General features: G+C 29.8%; 23 protein-coding genes. 10 read left to right on the forward strand and 13 right to left on the reverse strand.

All coding sequences use genetic code 11. The annotated features are described in order from the left end of the window. Positions 1-19: 19 nt before the first annotated feature. From ACFQ5N_RS07340 to ACFQ5N_RS07355, 4 genes are all read left to right on the forward strand, one after another. Positions 20-949, forward strand: coding sequence for a DUF368 domain-containing protein (locus ACFQ5N_RS07340; protein ID WP_386808837.1), 930 nt, complete (start codon positions 20-22; stop codon positions 947-949). 3 nt (positions 950-952) lie between these two features. Then, positions 953-1,975: a DUF368 domain-containing protein gene (locus tag ACFQ5N_RS07345; RefSeq protein ID WP_386808838.1), complete on the forward strand. Its 1,023-nt coding sequence runs from the start codon at positions 953-955 to the stop codon at positions 1,973-1,975. Further along, complete coding sequence (locus ACFQ5N_RS07350) at positions 1,968-2,714, forward strand: shikimate dehydrogenase family protein (RefSeq protein ID WP_386808839.1); 747 nt, start codon at positions 1,968-1,970, stop codon at positions 2,712-2,714. Before ACFQ5N_RS07345 ends, ACFQ5N_RS07350 begins: the two co-directional genes overlap by 8 nt. A gap of 120 nt (positions 2,715-2,834) precedes the next feature. Next, complete coding sequence (locus tag ACFQ5N_RS07355) at positions 2,835-4,781, forward strand: DUF349 domain-containing protein (protein WP_386808840.1); 1,947 nt, start codon at positions 2,835-2,837, stop codon at positions 4,779-4,781. A gap of 50 nt (positions 4,782-4,831) precedes the next feature. Here the strand turns inward: ACFQ5N_RS07355 and ACFQ5N_RS07360 are convergent, their stop codons facing one another. From ACFQ5N_RS07360 to rsfS, 7 genes are read right to left on the reverse strand one after another with little or no spacing between them, the layout of a single operon-like run. Continuing rightward, positions 4,832-5,458: a YceI family protein gene (locus ACFQ5N_RS07360; RefSeq protein ID WP_386808841.1), complete on the reverse strand. Its 627-nt coding sequence runs from the start codon at positions 5,456-5,458 to the stop codon at positions 4,832-4,834. A 16-nt stretch (positions 5,459-5,474) separates the two neighbouring features. Then, positions 5,475-5,735 (reverse strand): acyl-CoA-binding protein, encoded by a 261-nt coding sequence (locus tag ACFQ5N_RS07365; protein WP_386808842.1) that lies wholly within the window; start codon positions 5,733-5,735, stop codon positions 5,475-5,477. Between the two features lie 18 nt (positions 5,736-5,753). Continuing rightward, complete coding sequence (locus ACFQ5N_RS07370; protein WP_386808843.1) at positions 5,754-6,404, reverse strand: phosphatidylserine decarboxylase family protein; 651 nt, start codon at positions 6,402-6,404, stop codon at positions 5,754-5,756. Between the two features lie 2 nt (positions 6,405-6,406). Further along, the gene (locus ACFQ5N_RS07375) at positions 6,407-7,222 is read right to left on the reverse strand and encodes a phosphatidate cytidylyltransferase (protein WP_386808844.1); all 816 of its coding nucleotides are present in this window, start codon (positions 7,220-7,222) and stop codon (positions 6,407-6,409) included. A 3-nt stretch (positions 7,223-7,225) separates the two neighbouring features. After that, the gene (locus ACFQ5N_RS07380; protein ID WP_386808845.1) at positions 7,226-7,813 is read right to left on the reverse strand and encodes an LUD domain-containing protein; all 588 of its coding nucleotides are present in this window, start codon (positions 7,811-7,813) and stop codon (positions 7,226-7,228) included. 43 nt (positions 7,814-7,856) lie between these two features. Continuing rightward, positions 7,857-9,878: an ATP-dependent zinc metalloprotease FtsH gene (ftsH, locus tag ACFQ5N_RS07385; RefSeq protein ID WP_386808846.1), complete on the reverse strand. Its 2,022-nt coding sequence runs from the start codon at positions 9,876-9,878 to the stop codon at positions 7,857-7,859. Between the two features lie 31 nt (positions 9,879-9,909). After that, the gene (gene rsfS / locus ACFQ5N_RS07390; RefSeq protein WP_386808847.1) at positions 9,910-10,278 is read right to left on the reverse strand and encodes a ribosome silencing factor; all 369 of its coding nucleotides are present in this window, start codon (positions 10,276-10,278) and stop codon (positions 9,910-9,912) included. A gap of 90 nt (positions 10,279-10,368) precedes the next feature. On the opposite strand from rsfS, the gene ACFQ5N_RS07395 reads away from it, so the two are divergent. Next, entirely contained in the window at positions 10,369-11,106 is a 738-nt protein-coding gene (locus tag ACFQ5N_RS07395) for a biotin--[acetyl-CoA-carboxylase] ligase (protein WP_386808848.1), read from the forward strand. Positions 11,107-11,123: 17 nt separating this feature from the next. On the opposite strand, the gene ACFQ5N_RS07400 is transcribed toward ACFQ5N_RS07395, so the two are convergent. Both ACFQ5N_RS07400 and pyrE read right to left on the reverse strand, forming a co-directional pair. Continuing rightward, the gene (locus tag ACFQ5N_RS07400) at positions 11,124-11,513 is read right to left on the reverse strand and encodes an SRPBCC family protein (protein WP_386808849.1); all 390 of its coding nucleotides are present in this window, start codon (positions 11,511-11,513) and stop codon (positions 11,124-11,126) included. A gap of 10 nt (positions 11,514-11,523) precedes the next feature. After that, positions 11,524-12,165 (reverse strand): orotate phosphoribosyltransferase, encoded by a 642-nt coding sequence (pyrE, locus tag ACFQ5N_RS07405; protein WP_386808850.1) that lies wholly within the window; start codon positions 12,163-12,165, stop codon positions 11,524-11,526. 7 nt (positions 12,166-12,172) lie between these two features. On the opposite strand from pyrE, the gene ACFQ5N_RS07410 reads away from it, so the two are divergent. Next, a complete protein-coding gene (locus tag ACFQ5N_RS07410; protein WP_386808851.1) occupies positions 12,173-12,754 on the forward strand; it encodes an NUDIX hydrolase in 582 nt (193 codons plus the stop codon). Between the two features lie 91 nt (positions 12,755-12,845). Then, positions 12,846-14,468, forward strand: a complete 1,623-nt coding sequence (locus tag ACFQ5N_RS07415) for a SulP family inorganic anion transporter (protein WP_386808852.1) — start codon at positions 12,846-12,848, stop codon at positions 14,466-14,468. A gap of 79 nt (positions 14,469-14,547) precedes the next feature. Here ACFQ5N_RS07415 and ACFQ5N_RS07420 read toward each other — a convergent pair whose 3' ends face one another. Together ACFQ5N_RS07420 and ACFQ5N_RS07425 are read right to left on the reverse strand one after the other, a co-directional pair. Then, positions 14,548-15,135, reverse strand: coding sequence for a pseudouridine synthase (locus ACFQ5N_RS07420; protein ID WP_386808853.1), 588 nt, complete (start codon positions 15,133-15,135; stop codon positions 14,548-14,550). Beyond that, positions 15,122-17,410, reverse strand: coding sequence for a type IA DNA topoisomerase (locus tag ACFQ5N_RS07425; RefSeq protein WP_386808854.1), 2,289 nt, complete (start codon positions 17,408-17,410; stop codon positions 15,122-15,124). The genes ACFQ5N_RS07420 and ACFQ5N_RS07425 overlap by 14 nt, the downstream gene beginning before the upstream one ends. A gap of 156 nt (positions 17,411-17,566) precedes the next feature. Between ACFQ5N_RS07425 and ACFQ5N_RS07430 the strand changes: the two genes are divergently transcribed. The 3 genes from ACFQ5N_RS07430 to ACFQ5N_RS07440 all read left to right on the forward strand — a co-directional run bounded on the left by ACFQ5N_RS07430 (position 17,567) and on the right by ACFQ5N_RS07440 (position 21,035). Next, on the forward strand, positions 17,567-19,264 hold the full coding sequence (locus tag ACFQ5N_RS07430) for a glycoside hydrolase family 9 protein (RefSeq protein WP_386808855.1): 1,698 nt from the start codon (positions 17,567-17,569) through the stop codon (positions 19,262-19,264). 128 nt (positions 19,265-19,392) lie between these two features. After that, positions 19,393-19,866 (forward strand): hypothetical protein, encoded by a 474-nt coding sequence (locus ACFQ5N_RS07435; protein WP_386808856.1) that lies wholly within the window; start codon positions 19,393-19,395, stop codon positions 19,864-19,866. 20 nt (positions 19,867-19,886) lie between these two features. Next, a complete protein-coding gene (locus ACFQ5N_RS07440; RefSeq protein ID WP_386808857.1) occupies positions 19,887-21,035 on the forward strand; it encodes an AGE family epimerase/isomerase in 1,149 nt (382 codons plus the stop codon). On the opposite strand, the gene ACFQ5N_RS07445 is transcribed toward ACFQ5N_RS07440, so the two are convergent. Together ACFQ5N_RS07445 and ACFQ5N_RS07450 are read right to left on the reverse strand one after the other, a co-directional pair. Then, positions 21,027-21,815, reverse strand: a complete 789-nt coding sequence (locus ACFQ5N_RS07445; protein ID WP_386808858.1) for an alpha/beta fold hydrolase — start codon at positions 21,813-21,815, stop codon at positions 21,027-21,029. The genes ACFQ5N_RS07440 and ACFQ5N_RS07445 overlap by 9 nt on opposite strands. 52 nt (positions 21,816-21,867) lie before the next feature. Beyond that, on the reverse strand, positions 21,868-22,698 hold the full coding sequence (locus tag ACFQ5N_RS07450) for a DUF1853 family protein (protein WP_386808859.1): 831 nt from the start codon (positions 22,696-22,698) through the stop codon (positions 21,868-21,870). Positions 22,699-22,705: the final 7 nt, after the last annotated feature.

Genomic DNA, 22,705 nt, shown 5'->3' on the forward strand with positions numbered 1-22,705 from the left:
CTGATAATCTTACAGACATATGCAACAACGAAAATTTATTGAATATATTGTTATTTCTTTAAAAGGAATGGCTATGGGAGCAGCAGATGTTGTTCCGGGAGTTTCAGGTGGTACAATAGCTTTTATTTCAGGTATTTATGAGGAGTTGTTAACATCAATTAGCTCGGTTAACTTTGCAACCTTAAAATTGTTAAAAACCGATGGAATTAAAACAGCTTGGAAAGCTGTAAATGGTAACTTTTTAGTTTCGTTACTTATTGGTGTTTTTATTAGTGTTTTGTCTTTAGCTAAAATTATATCCTGGTTGTTAGAACACAAGCCTATTTTAGTTTGGTCGTTCTTTTTTGGGTTGGTGTTGGCAAGTATTTTATTTATAGGAAAACAAATAACAAAGTGGAATTTTTTAACTGTTCTGTTGTTAATTATAGGAGCAATAGTTGCTTATTATATTACAACATTAGAGCCCTTAGTTTCTGAAAATTCATCACCAATTTTTATGTTTTTAGCTGGTGCATTAGCAATTTGCGCTATGATTTTACCTGGAATTTCAGGTTCTTTTATTTTAGTGCTTTTAGGTGCTTATAAACCAGTATTAGATGCAATTCATGATAAAGATTTAAAAACCATTGCTATTTTAGGAGCAGGTGCTGTTGTTGGTTTGTTATCTTTTTCTAAAGTGTTAAAATGGTTGTTTTCACACTTTAAAAACTTAACGTTAGCAGTTTTAACAGGGTTTATTTTAGGATCATTAAATAAAATTTGGCCTTGGAAAAAAGTACTAACGTGGCGTGTAAATTCACACGGTGAAAATGTTCCGTTTAATGAGCAAAGTATTTCTCCATTTTCATTTGAAGGAGACCCTCAATTAATGTACGCTATAGTATTAGCGGTTGTTGGTTTTGCAGTAATTATATTACTTGAAAAAATAGCAAATCTTTCAAATAAATAAATTATGGCAAAAGATCGTACTTTATTAGATAATGTTTTTCTTTTTTTAAAAGGATTATCTATGGGTGCGGCTAACAAAGTGCCAGGTGTTTCAGGTGGAACTGTTTCTTTTGTATTAGGCTTTTACGAAGAAATGATTTACTCCTTCCGAAAAATTAATTATAAAGCTTTTTTACTACTTATAAATGGAAGGTTTAAAAGTTTTTACGCTTATGTAAATGGTACTTTTTTGTTGCTAATTTTTGGAGGAAGCATGTTTAGTTACTTTTCAATTTCATTAGCATTAGATTATTTATTAAAAAATTACGAGTTATATGTGTGGAGCACTTTCTTCGGAATGATTTTAGGTTCTATTTATTACATTTCAAAAGATTTTGATGATTGGCAACCTAAGAATTTAATTGCTTTATTTGTGGGGATTTCAATTGGTTTGGCAATTAGTTTTATGAATCCTGCTAAAGAAAATGATAACCTGTGGTTTGTTTTTGTTTGTGGAATAATTGGAGTTTCTGGAATGACTTTACCAGGATTATCGGGCTCATTTATTTTAATTTTACTGGGAAATTATGTGTTGCTGTTAGTAGATTCAGTAGCGGTTCTTTTTCAAACTTTAACACAAATTATTACGGGCGATTTTAGTTTTATGGAAAATCCTGAGCAAATTCATTATTTAAAAATAATAACAACTTTTACTGTTGGGTCAGCTTTTGGTTTGGTGGTAACTTCTCATATTTTAGGGTTTGTTTTAAAACGATGGCATCAAATTGTAACGGCTTCAATAATTGGTTTTATAACGGGCTCTTTAGGTATTGTTTGGCCTTGGAAACAAGAGATTTTTAAAGTTGAAAATGGTGAAATTTTAGTTGATGGGAAAGGAAATAATATTATTGAAAATTATACACGTTATTTTCCTGATTTGCTTGAAATGAATACTTGGGTAGCAGTTTTTTTTATTGTGCTAGGCGCAGGTGTTATTTTGTTAATTGATAAATATGGTACAGAACGTAAAGAATATATAGATGAGTAAAAGAACAAAATTTGGTTTATTAGGAAAAGATATTTCCTATTCATTTTCTAGAAAATATTTTTCTGAAAAATTTGAAAAACTTGGATTAGCTGATCTTACTTATAGCAATTTAGATATTCCTGAAATTGAGGAATTTCCATTTTTGTTATATCATAGAGAAGATGAATATCAAGGAATTAATGTAACAATTCCGTATAAAGAATCTGTAATGAGATATTTGCATGAAATTGATGAAGATGCAAAAAAAATAGGAGCAGTAAATACAATTAAAGTTACAAATGATAATAAGTTATTTGGCTACAATACCGATTTTTATGGATTTCAAAAATCTATAGAACCATTTATTAAAAATCACCATAAAAAAGCATTAATTCTTGGAACAGGTGGCGCATCAAAAGCAATTGCTTATGCTTTAAAAAAAATGAATATTGCGTATAAATTTGTTTCTAGAAGTAAAGCTGAAGATAAGTTTACATATGAAATGTTAAACCAGCAAATTTTTGAAGAATATACAGTAATTATTAATTCAACACCTGTTGGGACATTTCCAAATGTTAATGAATCTCCAAATATTCCATTTGAATTTATTACAGAAAAGCATTTATTATTTGATTTAATTTACAATCCAGAGCAGTCTAAATTTTTAAAAGAAGGTCTTAAAAGAGGAGCCGCAATTAAAAATGGATACGAAATGCTTGAGCTACAAGCTGAAAAGTCTTGGGAGATTTGGAATTCGTAAAAACTATTACATTATTTTACGCAACTTTTATTAAATTTATACATCTTTATAGAAGGAGATTTAGTAGCGTTCAAAGCGGCTATTCTTCAATTTATTTTAACGAACCTTAAACATTTTAATATGTTAGATCAAGAGAACAAATTACCAGGTGAAGACAACACTTCGTCTTCCAAAGAAGTAAATGTTAACCCTCAAAAAACTGAGTTACCCGAGGAAATTAAGAAGATAGAAGCGCCTGAAGAAATCAAGAAAATTGAAACTACAGAAGTAAAGTTATTGGAAAACAAAGCAATTGAAGAAATTGAAGATAAAATTGCTGAAAGTTCAGAAAAAGTAGAACATACATCTGTTGAATTAATTGATTACAGTACATTTAGTTTAGAAGAGTTGGTAGATGAATTAGGTAAATTGATTCACAGCAACGAGGTTCAAAGTATTGGTACCAATGTAAATAACATTAAAACTATTTTTAATGTTGAATTTGGAAAATTATTAAAAGAAGAAAAGGAGAAGTTTTTAGCCGATGGAGGAGATATTGTAGACTTTCAGTATAACAATCCATTAAAATCTACATACAATAGTCATTTGTATGACTATAAAATAAAAAGGAACGAGTTTTTTGCAAATCAAGAAAAGCAATTAAAAGATAATTTAGAAACAAAACTTGAAATTATTGAAGAATTGAAACGCCTAATTGAAAATTCTGATGATGGAGGCGTTATGTATAAAAACTTTAGAGATATTCAAACTAAATGGCAGGAAACTGGTCCGGTTCCTAGAACAAAATACAATGATATTTGGAGAACATATCACCATCACGTTGAGCGTTTTTACGATTTATTGCACATTAGTAATGATTTACGTGAGTTAGACTTTAAGCATAATTTAGAAGAAAAATTAAAATTGGTTGCCAAAGCTGAGGAATTAGCTGAACTTGAAGATATTAATCTGGCTTTTAAAGAATTACAGATTTTACATAAACTTTGGAAAGAAGAAGTAGGGCCTGTTGCCAGAGAGCATAGAGATGAGGTTTGGGAGCGTTTTAGTGCTGCAACTAAAAAAGTACATGATAAACGTCATGATTTTTTCAAGGATTTAAAATCTAAGTTTGAAGAGAATATTGATAAAAAAATGGCAGTTATTAATGAAATTGAATTAATGGATACTTCCAAAAATTCATCAAGAAATGATTGGCAAAAAAGTATTACCGAATTAGAAGCTTTACGCACAAAGTTTTTTGCAATTGGACAGGTTCCAAGAGGAAAAAGCGATATGATTTGGGGAAAATTTAAGGATGCTACCCGTAAATTTAACAGAGATAAAAATAAGTTTTTTAAAGATGTAAAAAAGGATCATTTAGAAAACTTAAATAAAAAGAATGCTTTAATTGAGCAGGCCATTGCTTTAAAAGATAGTGAAGATTGGGATGTGGCTACAGATGTTATGAAGAAAATCCAATCTGATTGGAAAAAAATTGGACACGTACCAAGAAAATATTCTGATAAACTTTGGAAAGAATTTAAAGATGCTTGTAACCATTATTTTGATAGATTACATGCTAAGAAAGAAGAAGGTAATTTAGCTGAATTAGGTGTTTTTAATGAAAAGAAAGATTTATTAAAAACTATTAAAGAAAAAGTTGAGAAAGAAACTCAAATTTCTTTAGATCAATTAAATGAATACATTTCGCAATGGAGAGAGCTTGGAAAAGTTCCGTATGATATGAGGCATATTGAAATGAAATTTAATAAGCTTCTTGATAAAATTGTTGATGGTAGTGATATTGACAAAATTGAAATTGAGATGATCAAATTTAAGAATTTGGTGGGTAGCTATGTTGATCAAAAGAATTATAGAAAGTTAGATTCAGAACAATTATTTGTGCGTAAAAAAATTGATGAATCAGTTCGTGAAATTCAGCAGTTAGAAAATAATATAGGCTTTATTTCAAACGTGTCTGATGATAATCCTCTCGTTAAAAATGTACGCAATCAAATTGATGTGATTAAAGATAAATTAGTAATTTGGAAAACCAAACTTCAATACCTAAGAGATTTAGAGTATTAAAAATAAAAAAGCCTGCATTTGCAGGCTTTTTTTATGGTATTTGTTTTTTATTAATTCTGTTTTAAATAGGTAACAACTTCAATTTTTACATCGCTCCAAGTTTTTGAAATTCCATCAGCACCTTTATGTAAGTCAAGGCAAGCTGCATTTAAGCTTTCTAAGGCTATTTGAGCTTTCCAGTTATCTAAGTTCATAATTCCTTCAATACTCACCATTTGCCCATCTATAACATATGTAATTGGCAATTCTTGTGAAACACCATTCATAGTAATATCAGCAGTACCAGAAGTTTCATTTAAAAAGTGTAAAGTACCTTTAATTTCTTGCGTGTCTAACATTTTGTCAAAAAAGAATTTCTTTAGTTTTCCGTCTCTAATAGTATCTTTTGTAAAAATACTACTCACAGGAATACTAAATTTTAATCCATTAAGTGCATCTATAGCAGTTGTTCCATTTTTAGTATTTTCAATTGTAAACTTTGTAAACTGACCTTTTACAGGAACTTTATCTGTTGTTTTATAAGCGGTCCAATTTATAGTTGTTGTTTTAGGCTCAATTGAATAGGTTTTTTCAGAAGTGTTTTTTTCTGATGCTTTCTTTTCTTTTTTATCATTTCCACAAGAAACTATAGTTAATGTTAAAACAAAAAATAAGCTTAAAAAAAGTAGTTTTTTCATAATAGTGTAGTTAGTGTTATTTTAAATATTTGTGTACCAATTTTATATAGGCTTCTTTAGATTCTTTTTCACTTAAATGATTAATTTGAATCCAAGCATTTAATTTAAAGGCGTTTTTTAATTTAATTTCTCCTGATGGTTGCGTAAAATTATTTTGTTTTGTAGCCTGCTTATAATAGGCGTAAAACTGTAACATAATATCAGGTGGAAGCTTAATATTAGTAGTTGAAGCAATTTGGTATGCTTCCTGAAATTTTTTTTCTAATTCTTCATCCATTCCACTTAGGTATACATTTTAAAGTGTTGCAATAATTTGCTCTCCACCTTTAACTTTGTCGTTTAATTCAACATTAACAACAGTATTTAATGGTAGAAATAAGTCAACTCTTGATCCAAATTTAATAAAACCAGCATCACTTCCTTGAATAACTTGCATTTCGGGTTTAGCGTAATTTACAATTCGTTTAGCTAAAGCACCCGCAATTTGTCGGTATAAAACTTCACCAATTTCTGGGTTTTCTACTACAACAGTTGTTCTTTCATTCTCTTCAGAAGCTTTTGGGTGCCAAGCAACCAAATATTTTCCAGGATGATATTTACTGTATTTTACTTTTCCGCTAACAGCATATCTAGTTACATGTACATTTAAAGGCGACATGAAAATAGAAATTTGTAAGCGTTTGTCCTTAAAATATTCTTTTTCAAAAACTTCTTCAATAACTACAACTTTTCCATCAACCGGAGCAATAATATGGTTATTGTTTTCAACAGTATGTCTTTTAGGGTTTCTAAAAAATTGTAAAATAATAATATAAAAAAGCAATAATAAAGCAGATAATGATTTATTAAGCCAAGTTATGGATACAAAATTTTCAATAGCTATAATACCTAATCCTACAATAAATGTAGCAATTAATATTATTTTAAAACCTTCTTTATGAAACATAATTATTGTACTAATTGTAAATAAATAAAAATAAATGGGGCAGCAAATATAACGCTATCAAATCTATCTAGAAAACCTCCGTGACCAGGAATAAAGTTACTGCTGTCTTTTACGCCAGCTTGGCGTTTAAACATAGATTCAATTAAATCTCCTAATACTCCAAATATACTAACTATTCCTGCAATTACAATCCATTGAACCAAAGTAAGTGTTGTAAATTGATTTGCTAGTATAAAACTAACCGATAATGTAAATACCATTCCGCCAATAAAACCTTCAATAGTTTTGTTTGGAGATATGCGCTCTAAGAGTTTATGTTTTCCAAAGTTTTTACCAATTAAATACGCAAATGTATCATTGGTCCAAATCAATATAAAAACGCCTAAAATTGTTGTGTTTATGTAGCTGTATTCTGTGTTTAAAAATGGAATTTGAACCATTAAAGTAAACGGAACTACAATATAAATAATGGATAAAAAAATCTTACCTAAATGACTTATTACTTCTTCTTTTTTTGCAAATAGGATAGAGGCAAAAGATATAAAAATTGTTAAAAACAATGCCACACCTACATATTCAAAAATTACTTTTGAAGGAATGTCTTCAACGTTTAAAATATTACCAAAAACAAAAAGCAGCACCCCAATTAAGTAAGCGAAAATACTTTTTAGTTTAATCATTTTTTGAAATTCATATAAACAGAAAATCATCAAAACAAAAAATAAACTTATAAAAGTAATTTTACTAAATAAGATTGAAAATATTAAAACACTCACAAAAACTAGTCCTGAAAGAGCACGTTTAGAAACTTTTCTCATATATTATAAATCTTCGAACAAAAGCAAATATAAGTTTTTTGAGTTGGTATTTCCATAACTCATAAAATCATCATCCTTGCTACTAGGGTTAAACCTTTTTATAGCACTAATATTACTTGGTATATTGCCTTTGTATCGCGTTTTTATTCCTGCTAAGCTTTCTCCTTTAGTTTTTACTAATTGGCTTGTAGTTGCATACACTATAAAATTCTCTGATAATTCTGAGATTTTAGAGTCTTTTAATTGGTTTGATGAAAATAAAATACTTCCATTTTCAGCAATTAAATGTTCACAAGAAACAAATAAAGGTTTTTTATTATTTAGCTTTTCTGAAGTTTTAACTTTAACAGATTTAATTAACTTTTGTAAATCATAATCATTACAAACAATTTCCTCCCAAGAATTTTCCTTAATAATATTCGCAATATTCTCTGTTACTTCAGCTAATGAAGTACAGTATAAAAATTTACCCTGATTTTCTACAAATTTTTTCACAAAAACTTGTTCAACGGGTAAATTTTCAAACTCTAAATTGGTGCGTTTAGGTTGTTCAGGTTTGGGGCTACTAAATAACTTTTTGAAAAAACTCATTAATTATATTGAATAAATTCAAAATTAGAAAAAAGTTAGCAATTTATTCGCTAGTTTTTGATGTATTTTCATTATTTGATTCTTCTGAAGTTTCAATCCCTTTATCTTCAGTTGATTCTTCTATAGAATCTTCTTTATTTTCCTCAATAATTTCATCTTCATCAAAAGGTCTTTTTCCAAAAATTAATTCTAAATCTTTTTTGAAAATGACTTCTTTTTCTAATAATAATTCAGCTAAAGTTGTAAGTTTATCTTTATTATCTGTTAAAATTTGAATTGCTCTTTGGTATTGCGCTTCAATAATTTCAGAAATTTCTTTATCAATTACTCTTGCAGTTTCTTCACTGTAAGGTTTTGTGAAATTATAATCTGTTTGTCCGCTTGAATCGTAATACGTTATATTTCCAATTTTATCATTTAAACCATAAACAGTTACCATTGCTTTAGCTTGGCGTGTAACTTTTTCAAGATCATTTAAAGCTCCTGTTGAAATTTTATTGAACATAATTTTTTCAGCAGCTCTACCAGCTAAAGTTGCACACATTTCATCAAGCATTTGCTCTGATTGTACAATTTGGCGTTCTTCAGGTAAATACCAAGCAGCACCTAAACTTTGTCCTCTAGGTACAATAGTAACTTTTACTAAAGGAGCAGCGTGCTCTAACATCCAACTTGCGGTTGCGTGACCTGCTTCATGAAAAGCAATTGTTTTTTTCTCTTTAGGAGATATAATTTTATTTTTCTTTTCTAATCCTCCAACAATTCTATCAACGGCATCTAAAAAATCTTGATGATGTACCGCTTTTTTACCTTGTCGTGCAGCAATTAAAGCAGCTTCATTACAAAGGTTTGCAATATCTGCACCTGAAAATCCAGGAGTTTGTTGAGATAAAAATTCAACATCAACATCCTTGTGTAATTTAATTGGTTTAATGTGTACTTTAAAAATTTGGGCACGTTCTTTAATGTCTGGTAAATCAACATAAATTTGTCTGTCAAATCTACCAGCTCTCATTAATGCTTTATCTAAAACATCAGCTCTGTTTGTAGCTGCTAATACAATTACATTTGTGTCTGTTCCAAAACCATCCATTTCGGTTAGTAATTGGTTCAATGTATTTTCACGTTCATCATTTCCACCAGTCATATTGCTTTTACCACGAGCTCTACCAATAGCATCAATCTCATCAATAAAAATTATAGCAGGAGATTTTTGTTGTGCCTGTTTAAATAAATCACGTACACGAGAAGCACCTACACCAACAAACATTTCAACAAAATCTGACCCTGAAAGTGAGAAGAACGGAACTTCTGCTTCACCAGCTACAGCTTTAGCTAATAATGTTTTTCCTGTTCCTGGAGGTCCTACTAATAAAGCTCCTTTAGGTATTTTACCTCCTAATGAAGTATATTTATCAGGACTTTTTAAGAAATCTACAATTTCTTGCACTTCTTCTTTAGCGCCTTCTAAACCAGCTACATCTTTAAATGATGTTTTTACTTTTTGATCTTGGTCAAATAATTTAGCTTTTGATTTTCCAATGCTAAAAATTTGTCCACCTCCGCCAGAACCACCACCAGACATTCTTTTCATAAAGTAAATCCATAATCCTATTAAAAAGATAAATGGTAAATACATGAAAATTTGATCTAAAAGGTTTGTTTTTTCTTCGTATTGTAAATCAAAATCTAGGTTACGATCACCTTTTTTGCTAGTTAATTCTTTTTCAAAATTTTGCAAATCACCAAAGTTGTAGTAATACATAGGTGAATTTGCAGTATATAATGTGCCTTTATTTTTTTTATGTTTTTCTTTTTCTGAAGCTTCAGCTTTTATAAAAATATTGGCTATATCTCTATTAACAATTAATATTTTGTCTATATCATTATCGGCTAAAATGACATCAAATTCATTTTGACTCAAATTTTTAGTTGACATACTGTCACTACTAAAAAATTGGTAACCAATAAACAATACGAAAATAGCTCCATAAATCCAGTAAAAGTTGAATTTAGGTGCTTTTATAATGTTTTTATTTGGAGTATTTTTTTTATTCTGGCTCATTTAATTTTTTTTTACAAGTTTTTAAACCGTATTAACTAGCTGGTATTTCGGTAATTTTAGCATCTCCCCATAAACTTTCAATATCATAAAATTCACGAATATGTTTTTGAAAAACATGAACAACAATATTAACATAGTCTAGTAAAACCCATTCGGCTCCTGCTTCACCTTCAACATGCCAAGGTTTTTCTTGGCAAATTTTACCAACTTGCTTTTGTATAATGGCTGCTATTGCATTTACGTGCGTATTTGAGGTACCTGTACATACAATAAAATAATCACAAACGGTATTTTCTATTTCTCTTAAATCTAAAAGTTGAATATCTACACCTTTAACATCATCAATTGCTTTTAAAACTACAGCTATTAGTTCGTCGGCACTTACACTTTTTTTTGTCATTAATTTTTTTTTAGTTTGCTGCAAAGTTATTACATCTTATTATAATAAATAATGTTTTAAGTAACTTTGTTAAATATATCAATTTATTTTATGCATATAATCAAACTTAGTGCCATTGATTCAACCAATTCTTACTTGAAGAAGCTCGCTGTTGAAGAACTTCCAAATAATTTTACTGTTGTGGCAGCTGATCATCAAATTTCTGGTAGAGGTCAAATAGGTAATGTTTGGGAGTCTGAACGCGGTAAAAACTTGACATTTAGTGTGTTAATGTGTTTTTCTAAGTTGAAAATTATAGATCAGTTTTACTTAAGTATGGCAGTTGCTTTGGCAATTTTAAACGTTGCAAAAACATATGTTAAAAATAAGTTATTTGTGAAATGGCCAAACGACATTATGGCAGAAAAAAATAAACTTGCGGGTATTTTAATTGAAAATGTGTTAAGCGGTCAACATATTAAGTATGCAATAGTTGGTGTTGGGTTAAACGTAAATCAAGAAGAATTTTCAGCAATAAATAAAAATGCAATCTCTTTAAAAAATATGGCGGGAGCTTATATTGATAAAGATAACCTTCTTGCAGAGGTTGTAAAATCTTTAAAAAAGTATGTGAGTTATGTAGAGAATAATGATTTCCAGTTTTTAAAAGAAAAATACATAGATTCACTTTTTAAATATAATACACCTGCTATGTTTGAGGATGTGGAAGGAGTTCAATTTTTAGGTAAAATTATTGACATTTCAGCTGATGGAAGGTTGGTGGTAGCGCTTGAAAATGAAAAGACTCGCAAATTTAATTTGAAAGAAATAAAATTTGCGAGTCTTTAAAAAATAAAAAGCCAGTTTTATAATTTACCAGCGTTTTCTGTAAGTGTGTTTATAAACTTTTGAAGCGGGCTTTTAACCATCATTGCCATCATTGGGTTAAAATCACCTTCAAATAATAATTGCGCTTCACAGCTATTTTCTGAGACTACGTTAATGTTAGCTGTTAATGAAAAGTTTAATTTACTGCTTGCAGCCCCTAAAACTATTTTATTAAATTCTTGTTTTTCTTTAACAATCAATCTAATTTCAGGCATTCCTTTTAAGCTAAATAAAAAAGAATCTCCGTCAACTTCAAATTTCTCTGTATTTTCTGGCATTAATTGCTCAAAATTATGAAGATTCGATAAAAATTCGAAGAACTCCTTTTGAGATTTATTAATAACCGTTTTATTAGTTTCTAAATTCATAATATATGTTTTATTGCTTCCATTCAGCAGGATTTTCTCTCCATTGCTTTAAGGTTTCTAATTCTTCTTTAGAGATGTAACTACTGTCAAATGTTTGTTCTAATAAGTGATTGTAATCACTTAAAGTAGTTAGTTTTACATTATCTTTTTTGAAATTTTCATCTGCAATTTCAAAGCCATAATTAAAAATAGCGACCATTCCTTTTACGGTAGCACCTTCTTCTTTAAGAGCTTTTACGGCATTTAAACTACTTTTTCCTGTGCTAATTAAATCTTCAACTACCACAACATTTTTATTTTTATCTAAAAAACCTTCAACTTGGTTTTTTCTACCATGTTTTTTTGGTTCAGGTCTTACATAAATAAAAGGAACATTTAAATGTTGTGCAACTAACACACCAATAGCAATTGCACCAGTTGCAACACCTGCAATAACATCAGGTTTTCCATATTCTTTTTCAATAATATTGGCTAAATTCTCTCTTAAATAATTTCTTATTTTAGGAAATGATAGCGTTGTTCTATTATCGCAATAAATTGGTGATTTCCATCCTGAAGCCCAAGTAAAAGGTTCGTTTGGCTGTAATTTAATAGCTTTTATTTGTAATAAAAGTTCAGCTGTTTTTTTTGCAGTATCTTTGTTCATAATCATAATGCAAATGTATAAAGTTTTTGTGAATGACTGTCCAATAATTTTGACAGAAAATAAGAATATTTCAACAATTTTTGAAATTAGAGATTTTAATAAGAAGAATTTATTAGAAATAGTACAACAAATATTTGATGGAGAAATAAATGGTATCTGTCTTGTTTGTAGTGATTTAGAAGGTTCTTTAAAAGATTTTAAATCAGTTTTAAAAGTGCAAGAAGCCGCAGGTGGAAAGGTTTTTAATACAAACTCTGAAGTGCTTTTTATTTATAGGTTTCAAAAATGGGATTTGCCAAAAGGTAAATTAGAAAAAGGAGAATCTATTGAAGAGTGTGCTGTTAGAGAAGTAGAAGAAGAATGTGGTATAAATAATGTAACTATTGAAAAGCAATTAGAAACAACGTATCATATTTTTCAACGAAAAAATAAAACCATTTTTAAAATTACCTATTGGTTTTTAATGCATACAACTTTTGAAGGTGAGTTAATTCCTCAAACCGAAGAAGGAATTGAAAAAGTTGTTTATAAAAATGAAAATGAAATTTCAGAAGCGCTTACCAACACTTATGAAAATATAAAGTTATTGTTTTAACTTCTTGCTTTAAACGTTTTCGTAACTCCTTCATTTTAATTAAGTAGAACTTAAAAAAAGCCTTACCTTTGCGGCTTTTGAAAAATTACTTATGACTGAATTTATTACAAAGAGAGTTTCTAACGTACGAAACGATGTTTTATCGGGAATTACTGTTGCATTGGCATTGGTTCCTGAAGCAGTTGCTTTTGCATTTGTAGCAGGTGTAGACCCTTTAGTAGGTTTGTACGCTGCTTTTATGGTTGGTTTAATTACCTCAATTTTTGGTGGAAGACCAGGAATGATTTCTGGTGCTACTGGAGCTTTAGCTGTAGTTATGGTTAGTTTAGTTTCTGAAGGAAACGCAATGGGAGCTCCTGGTGAAAACTTAGGTTTATACTATTTATTTGCAACCGTTATTTTAATGGGAATTATTCAAATGTTAGCCGGTGTACTTAAGTTAGGTAAATTTGTACGTTTAATTCCGCACCCTGTAATGATGGGGTTTGTAAACGGTTTAGCAATTGTTATTTTTCTTTCTCAATTGGGAATGTTTAAAGAAACAATAAATGGAAATAAAGAATGGTTACAAGGTAGCGAATTGTATTTAATGATTGGTTTGGTTGGTCTTACAATGTTAATTATGTGGGGTTTACCAAAGATTAAAGCAGCAAAAAAATTGCCTGAAGCATTAATTGCTATTTTAGTTGTTAGTTCTTTAGCTATTTTTATGAATTTTGATGTTGCAACTGTTGGCTCATTTATTAGAGACGGTGGAGGTGAAGGACTTAAAGGTGGTTTGCCAACACTAAATTTAGAAACATTTTCAAAAGTGCCATTTACGTGGGCATCTATTAAATTTATTTTGCCATATGCGTTAATTTTAGCAGCTATTGGTTTAATAGAATCTTTAATGACTTTAAATTTAATTGATGATTTAACTGAAACTCGTGGTAACGGAAACAGAGAATGTATGGCACAAGGTGGTGCAAATATTATTACTGGTTTGTTTGGTGGAATGGGTGGTTGTGCTATGATTGGTCAATCTATCATTAATATTAAAGGAGGTGGTAGAGGAAGACTTTCAGGAATTGTAGCGGCAGTTATGTTGTTAATGTTTATTTTATTTGGTTCAAGTTATATTGAACAAGTTCCAATTGCAGCTCTTGTTGGTGTAATGTTTATGGTTGTTATTGGTACGTTTGCTTGGAGTAGTTTTAGAATTATAAATAAAATTCCACGTGCAGATTTTTTCGTACTAGTTTTAGTTTCTTCATTAACGGTAATGTTTGATTTGGCAATTGCGGTAATAGCTGGTGTAATATTTAGTGCATTGGTGTTTTCTTGGGAAAACGCAACTAGAATTAGAGCTAGAAAACGTATGAAGCCTGATGGAACAAAAATTTACGAAATTTGGGGACCTTTGTTTTTTGGTTCTATTACAACCTTCTTAGATAAATTTGATGTGAAAAACGATCCTGATTCAGTTGAAATTGATTTTGTTGAATCTCGTGTAGCAGACCATTCTGCAGTAGAAGCTATTTTTAACTTGGTTGAAAAATTTGAAACAGCAGGAAAAAAAGTTAAATTAAAACATTTAAGTGAAGAATGTAAATTATTGCTTTACAAATCTAATCCTAAATTTAGAGATGTAATTATAGAAGATATTGATGATCCTCGTTATCATTTAGCAGCGAATCCTGAGAAATTTACAAAAGGATTATTTGAAAAATAAGAAACAAACTTTTTTAAGTTTTAAAAACGCATCTAATTTTTAGCATTAAAATTTAGATGCGTTTTTTGCTTTATAAACTTTAGCAAGTTAGCGTAACTAAATTAGGAGCTTCTTTTACTTCGCCAGCTTGTAAGTTTTCAATAGTAATTTTACCAATTCTTACGCGTACAAGCCTTAGCGTTGGGTAGCCTACAATAGCTGTCATTTTACGAACTTGCCTAAATTTACCTTCAGTTAAAGTTATAGAAACCCAACTTGTAGGGCCGTGACGTTCATCTCTAATTTTTTTTGCTCTTTCAGGAAGTTGAGGTGTCTCGACTAGTTTTTTTACCGTACAATTTTTTGTGATGTATGGACCTGTTTCAGTACTTATTTCAACACCATTTTTTAGTTTTTCAATAGCATCATCAGAAATTAGTCCGTCTACTTGAGCATAATATTCTTTTTCAACTTTGTTACTTCTTATAAATTCACTCACTTTTCCATTGGTAGTTAATAGTAATAAACCCTCTGAAGGTTCATCTAAACGGCCAATAGCCATAGTGTTTTCAGGAAAATCACCTAATTCACCTAATAGTTTTTTTTTCGTCCGTTTGGTTTGATTATTCACAAACTGACTTAAATATCCAAAGGGTTTAAATAAAATAAAATGTCTATGTTGCTCCATTTAAAATTGAATAAACAAGTTCTTTTGAAAGTGGTTTGCCTGCAGCTTTTGTTCTAATTTCATCAAAAGGCACCACAAAATCACAGCCATTTTTAAAATTACTGCAACCATAAGCAGTTTTTCCTTTTAAAACTGTTCCTTTTTTACATTTAGGACAAGTTAAGGTGTCTGGAATAACTTTCTTCTTTTCTTCTAATTTTAGATTGAAGTTTTCATCAAAACGAACCAAGCCTTCTTTGGTTATTCCATCTTTTTTAAAGCCTTTTAAATTTACGGTACAACCTTTTTGCAGCAACCTAATAAACTGGTTTTCTGAAATATTTTTGTCTAAAAACTTAAAAGGAAGTTTAAAATCGCAGCCATTTTTATAGTTACTGCAACCATAAGCACTTGAACCTTTTAAAAGTGTACCTTGTTTGCATTTAGGGCATTTTTCTTCAGTAATTCCTTTCTTTTTTTTAGGTGCTTTTTTTGAAAGTTCTTTTTTATTGGCAGTTACAGTGGTATGAGAAATATTGGCTCTTCGTTGTTCAGAACGAACTTCATAAACCAAATTGTCAACCATTTTTTTCATATTTTTTATGAAAGTTCCGGCATTAAAAGTTCCTTGCTCAATTTCTTTTAATTGTTTTTCCCATTGACCAGTTAATTCAGCAGATTTCAACAATTCATTTTGAATAGTATCTATTAACTGAATTCCTGTGGAAGTTGGTATTAAAAGTTTCTTTTTACGTTCTATATATTTTCTTCGGAACAATGTTTCAATAATATTGGCTCTTGTTGACGGACGACCAATACCATTTTCTTTCATAACTTCTCTTAAATCTTCATCATCAACCTGTTTACCCGCAGTTTCCATAGCTCTAAGTAGCGTTGCTTCTGTAAAGTTGTTGGGTGGTTTGGTTTGTTTTTCTAAAAATGAAGGAATGTGCGACCCTTTTTCTCCTTTTGTAAAGGTTGGTAAAATTCCGGCTTCTTTTTTTACTGCGCCTGGAGTTTCAAAAACTATGCGCCAACCTTTATCTAAAATTTCTTTACCAGTTGTTTTAAAAGTTACTTCATCTGCTTTTCCAATAACTGCAGTGTTTGATACTTTACATTCATCATAAAAAACTGCGATAAAACGTTTTGTAATAATATCGTACACCTGTTGTTGGTTGTACTGTAAGTTTATTTCAATTCCTGTAGGAATAATTGCGTGGTGATCTGTTACTTTTTTGTCATTAAATACTTTGGCCGACTTTTTTATTTTTTCCCCTAAAATAGGTGCAGTAAGTGTGCTGTATTTTGTTAATTTTTTTAAAATTCCACCAACTTTTGGATATACATCATTTGGTAAAAAAGTAGTGTCAACTCTTGGGTAAGTAATTGCTTTTTGTTCGTATAATTTTTGTGCAATTTTCAACGTTTCATCTGCCGAAAACCCAAATTTATTATTGCAATATACTTGTAAACCTGTAAGGTCAAATAATTTTGGAGCGTACTCTTTACCAGCTTTTTTAGTAACAGAAACAATTTCAAAATCACTTTCTTTTACTTTATTGGCAAAACGTTCTCCTTCTTCTTTTTTTAAAAACCGACCTTCTTCACAATTAAATAAAGTTTCGCGATACATGGTTTGTAATTCCCAATAAGGTTGAGGTTTAAAATTTTCAATTTCTTTAAACCTATTTACAACCATGGCTAAAGTAGGTGTTTGTACTCTTCCAACCGAAAGCATTTGTTTGTAACCTCCGTGTTTTACAGTGTACAAACGTGTGGCATTCATTCCTAACAACCAATCGCCAATTGCTCTTGAAAAACCGGCATAATACAAATTATCGTAATCTTCAGATGGCTTTAAATTTTGAAATCCTTCTTTGATAGCTTCCGTAGTTAAGGATGAAATCCATAAGCGTTCAACTTTGCCTTTGTAATTAGATTGGTTTATTACCCAACGTTGAATTAATTCTCCTTCTTGCCCGGCATCACCACAGTTTATAATAACATCGGCTTTGTCAAATAAGTTTTTTACAATGTTAAATTGTTTTTGAATTCCATCATTTGCAACAACTTTGGTTTGAAATTTTTCAGGCAGCATAGGTAAATTATTCAAATCCCAACTTTTCCAATAAGGTTTGTAATCATTGGGTTCAAACAGCGTGCACAAATGTCCAAAAGTGTAAGTTACTGCATAGCCGTTTCCTTCAAAATAGCCATCGCGCTTTGTATTTGCACCTAATACGGTAGCAATTTCACGGGCAACACTCGGTTTTTCAGCAATGCAAACTTTCATGAATGATTTTTTTCAGGAGACGCAAATTACTAAAATTTTATTAGTTGAATAAGTTTTATTTTGTGTTTAGTTTATGACAAAATTGTATCAAAATTTATAATTGCTATTGTGTACTTTTAGTTAAAATTTTAACATTCAATAATCACTTATTTTATTATGAGAAAAGTATATTTTTTAGCCATTTTATTAATAGTAATAATGAGCTCTTGTACTACTAAAACAACTTCAACAACATTAAGTGAAGCCATTAGAATTAATCAAGTTGGTTTTTACCCTAATTCAGTAAAACAATTTGTAGTTGCATCTAATAATGGTACAAATTTTACAATTATTGATGCGAAAAATGAAAAAGTATTTAGTGGTGAGCTTCGTGACGAAGGTGTTTGGGAAGCTTCAGGAGAAAATGTTTTATTAGGTGATTTTTCCAAACTAACTGCCGAAGGTAACTATAGAGTTGTTGTAGATGATAGTTTACACTCTTATGAGTTTGAAATTAAAAAAGGAATTTATAAAGATGCTTTAAATGCTTCTATAAAAAGTTATTATTACCAAAGAGCCTCAATGCCAATTGAAGAAAAATTTGGAGGAGTTTATAAGCGTGAAGCTGGGCATTTAGATGATAATTGTTCATTTCATCCTTCAACAGGGAAAACAGAAGGAACTTTAAATTCTCCTGGTGGTTGGTATGATGCTGGAGATTACGGAAAATATATTGTGAATGCCGCATTATCTACCGGTCAAATGTTGCAATTATTAGAGCAATACCCAAATGCCATTGTTGATGGAGCTTTAAATATTCCTGAAAGTGGTAATGGAAATAGTGATTTAATGGATGAATTAAAATATGAACTAGATTGGATAATTACAATGCAAGCTAATGATGGAGGCGTTTTTCATAAGTTAACGGCTAAAAATTTTAGTGGTTTTATTATGCCAAATGAATTTGATTTAGAAAGAATGATTATTGGTAAAGGAACCGCAGCAACTTTAAATTATGCTGCAGTATTAGCACAAGCATCAAGGTTGTATAAAAATAGTGATAAAGATTGGTCTATAAAAGCATTAGAAGCAGCTAAAAAAGCTTGGAATTGGGCTTTAAAAAATCCTGATGTTGCATATAGTAATCCAAAAGATGTAAGCACAGGTGCATATGATGATACTATTTTTTCCGATGATTTTTATTGGGCTGCTACAGAGTTGTATTTAGCTACAAATGAAGATGAATATGTAACTTATTTAAATGAAAATGAACAGCCTTATATTCATGAATTAACAAATAGTTGGAAATTTTTTATTCGTAACAATGCTTTTCATTCTTTATTAGAAAATAAAAATGTGTTAGAAAAAGAATTTGCTTCAACGTTGTTGAAGAATCAAGTGAAATTAGCAAATGAAATTTTAGCAGCAATTGATACAAATCCATACAATATTGCATTGGACAGATTTGAATGGGGTTCAAACAGTGATATTTTAAATCAAGCTATGATTTTATGTATGACTCATAGATTTACAGGAGATGAAAAATATATACAAGGAGCAGAGCAAATAACCGATTATATTTTTGGTAAAAATGCAACGGGTTACAGTTTTTTAACTGGTTTTGGATCTAAAAAAGTAATGCACGTACACCATAGACCAAGTGGTGCTGATGGTATTGAAGATCCAATACCTGGTTTTATTGCAGGAGGCCCAAATAAGGACAAACAAGATAGCGCTCAAGTTGAATATACTTCTGAATATCCGGCGAAATCTTTTGCTGATGTGCAAGCAAGTTTTGCTTCAAATGAAGTGTGTATAAATTGGAATGCTCCTGCAGTTTATGTACTTGGTTACTTGCAAGAAAATAGAAAGTAAATTAGCTTTATTTTGATAATTAAACTTCGCCTTATTTTAGTGTTTACTAATGATAAGGAGAAGTTTTTTATAGGCTATTTTTTAAATTATATTCAAGTACCTTTGTTTAAATAAATTCAATTTTAATCATGAAAAAACAATTACAAGAAATTAAACCAGGCTTTGGTCTTGGAGTTTTAAAATTTGGAATGAAACGTTCAGAAGTAAAGTTAATACTTGGTGAACCTTCTTTTGTTGATGAATATTCACATTCTGATAGTGCAAATGATTTAACGGAATCTTGGGAGTATGAAGATCTAGGTTTATCTATTTCTTTTGATCAGGAAGAAAACTGGAAATTAACAATGATGTCTGTGTCTTCAAATTTTTATGAGTTAGAAGAGAATTCTTTAATTGGTAAAACAGAAAAAACTGTAATAAAAGAATTAAAAGGGTTTGATGAAGAATTGTATTTAGAAGATTGTTCAGAAGTTGACGGTGAAGATCATAAAGTTATTGAAGTTGATGAAAAGTCAATTAACTTTTGGTTTGTTGATGGTGTTTTAGATGAAATTCAGTGGTCTCCTTTTTTTGTTGATGATGATACTATACAATGGCCTTAGAACTAATTTAATTCAATAAGATGATGATTGAGTTGCAAAAAAAACTTCAGAAAGAATTAAAAAACAACCTTTCATTTTGGTTAAATCAAGGTGTAAAAAAGGATACAAAACATTTTTTTTCTGAAGTTTCAATTGATGGAATTCCAAATAAAAATGCTCCTTTAGGAGTTATGTATTTGAGTAGAATTCTATATGGAGCATCTGCAGCTTACCAACTTGTTAAAGATTCAAATTATATGGAATTGGCAACTGCAGCTTTTGTGCAATTGTTAGAATTTGAAAATCCTGTTGGCGGTTATTATTGGGCTAAAAATACTTCAAACAAAATACTTCACGATGCCGAAAATATAAACATGGCACAAGCATTTGTTTTATACGGATTGTTAGAATATGCAAAACTAAAGCCTAGTTTGCAGTTGGATGAAATCATAAAAAAGCAAGTAGATTTTATAACAAATACGTTGTATGATCTTGAAAATAGCGGATATATTGATGGTTTTACTGAAAATTGGATTTTAGGAGAAGCACCTACCAAAGCACTAGGTACGCATTTACATTTGTTAGAAGCTTTTGTGAAGTTGTATGAATATGAAAAAACTGAAAAAACTAAAGTGCTAATTGAAGAGTTAATTACCATAATTACTCAAAAATTCATAACAAAAGATACGTACGACTGTTTACATAGATTAACACCTAATTGGAATGTATTAACAAATGAAGTTTGGGCTGGTCACAATGCAGAGTGTAGCTGGATTTTATGCAACGCTGCTTCCAATATTAACAATGAAAAACTGCTTAATGAATGTAATAAATTATCATTAAAAATGATGAAAGGTGTTTTAGACAACGCTTTGGATAAAAATGGCGGAGTTTTTAATGTGTTACAAAATAATATGCCAACTGAAACTGTGAAAATTTGGTGGGTACAAGCTGAAACAGTTTTAGGGCTTTTAAACAGTTACAAAATTACAAATGAAATAAAATATAAAAATAGTGCCATTGAACTAATCAATTACATTAGTAGAAATTGTATTGCAAAAAGTGGTGAATGGTATACTGAAGTTTTTAGTAATGGGCAGCCAAATAAATCAATTCCAATAATTCATTTTTGGAAATCTATGTATCACACCATTCGTTATTATACAGAAGTAACTAAAAAATTACGCTAAAGTTTGTCGCTCAATAAACTGAATTGATTCAGTATTAAATGTTTCGGCTTGTTCAATATTTACAACGTGTCCACAATTTTTTATAATTAAAAGAGAAGACTTTATGTGACTTGTTACCACTTTTTTAATTGCAGGTAAAAACAAGTGATCTTCTTCTCCCATAATATAAAATGTAGGGATTTTAATGTCATTTGTTCTAAAAAAGTGTAACAGCGGGTTTATTTCAGCAGTTAATTTAAACCAACGTATAAATTCTTTTTGGTATAATTTTTTTGCTTCGTTTACAAAAATCAACCTAGATTTTTTATGGTTTTTTCTAGGCATAATTATAAAAGCAAATAATTTATATAACAGTAAATATGGTACAACAGATTTGCATAAAACACCAAGTTTCATGAGTATTTGAGACTTTAGGTTTAGTTGCATAATTGCACCACCCATAATCATACTTTTTACACGTTTAGGATGTTTTTCAGCTAAATTTCTAATTAAAATTGTTCCTAGTGAAATTCCTGCAAAGTGAGACTGTTTAATGTTTAAATAATCAATTACATCAACAATATCTTGTGTAATAGCGTCAAAAGTATATTTATCGTTAAAGGTGTCTTTTAAAGCAAGTTTACTAGAACCGTGACCGCGTAAATCTAAAATTAGAACATTAAATTTTGTACTAAAACTTCTAATTTGTTTAAACCAAATAGATGAGCTTCCACCAGCACCGTGCACAAATGTCACCCATTCTGTTGCGCTTTTATGTCTGTATTCAGTGTAATTTAGCATGCATTTATTTTAGTTGTAGTTCACAAAAATACTAAAATAAAATGAATGATTTTTACGAATTTGAAAAGTTCCACCAAACAACAAAAAACTTTTGAAAATTTCCGTTTGGTTCTTTCAGCCAACATAACGGAGCACTTTTTGAATTTAGAAATACTAAAATACGTTCTTTAAAAGTTTCGTAATTCAACCAGTTGCAGTTCGTTTGTACTTCCTTTAACCAATCTACTTTTGTAGGAATGTAAAATTTACAATTCTTAAATTTTTCTATTTCAGAATAAAATATGTAAAACCCGTAAATGCAGTTGTTATTTATTTTTGGAAATGTAGTGCCAATAGTTGCTAAAGGAACAAATAATTGCGCTTTAAAAAATACATTTTGCTCTATGCTTTCTGAAGGTAATTTTAACCTCTCAAGGTATTGGTTTGTGTATTTACTTTGTAAAAGAGGTAATTGTTTTTGCTTTAATTTAGTTAATTTTTGATGAAAACTATCTCTACGGTTTGGGCCAATCCAATGTTCAATTTCTGTAGTTCCCACAGTTTTATCGTATAAATAAAATTTGTATACAATTTCTATATGAAAAGGTTGCTCTTGTTTTAAAAGTAAACAATCAATTTCTCCAACAGTTCTTTTTCCATCTTGAATTTGAAGGTTTTCAGAAACTATTTTAATTGATTTGTCTTGTTGAAAAGTAAAAAAAGTAAATTGTTCAACTCTTTTACCTAATCTAATTTCTGTTTTTTTATGTTTATTAAACTGTTGTGTTTCTTTGGAGGTTACTTCAAATTGTTGCAATTCAAAAACAGTATTATTTTTCCAAAGTAATGGCGTTTTTAAAAAACCTTCGTATTGTAATTGTATGTCTTTGAAGCTTTCACTCACATTAAAT

Source organism: Lutibacter holmesii (genome assembly GCF_042679665.1).
GTDB classification, from domain to species: Bacteria; Bacteroidota; Bacteroidia; order Flavobacteriales; family Flavobacteriaceae; genus Lutibacter; species Lutibacter holmesii.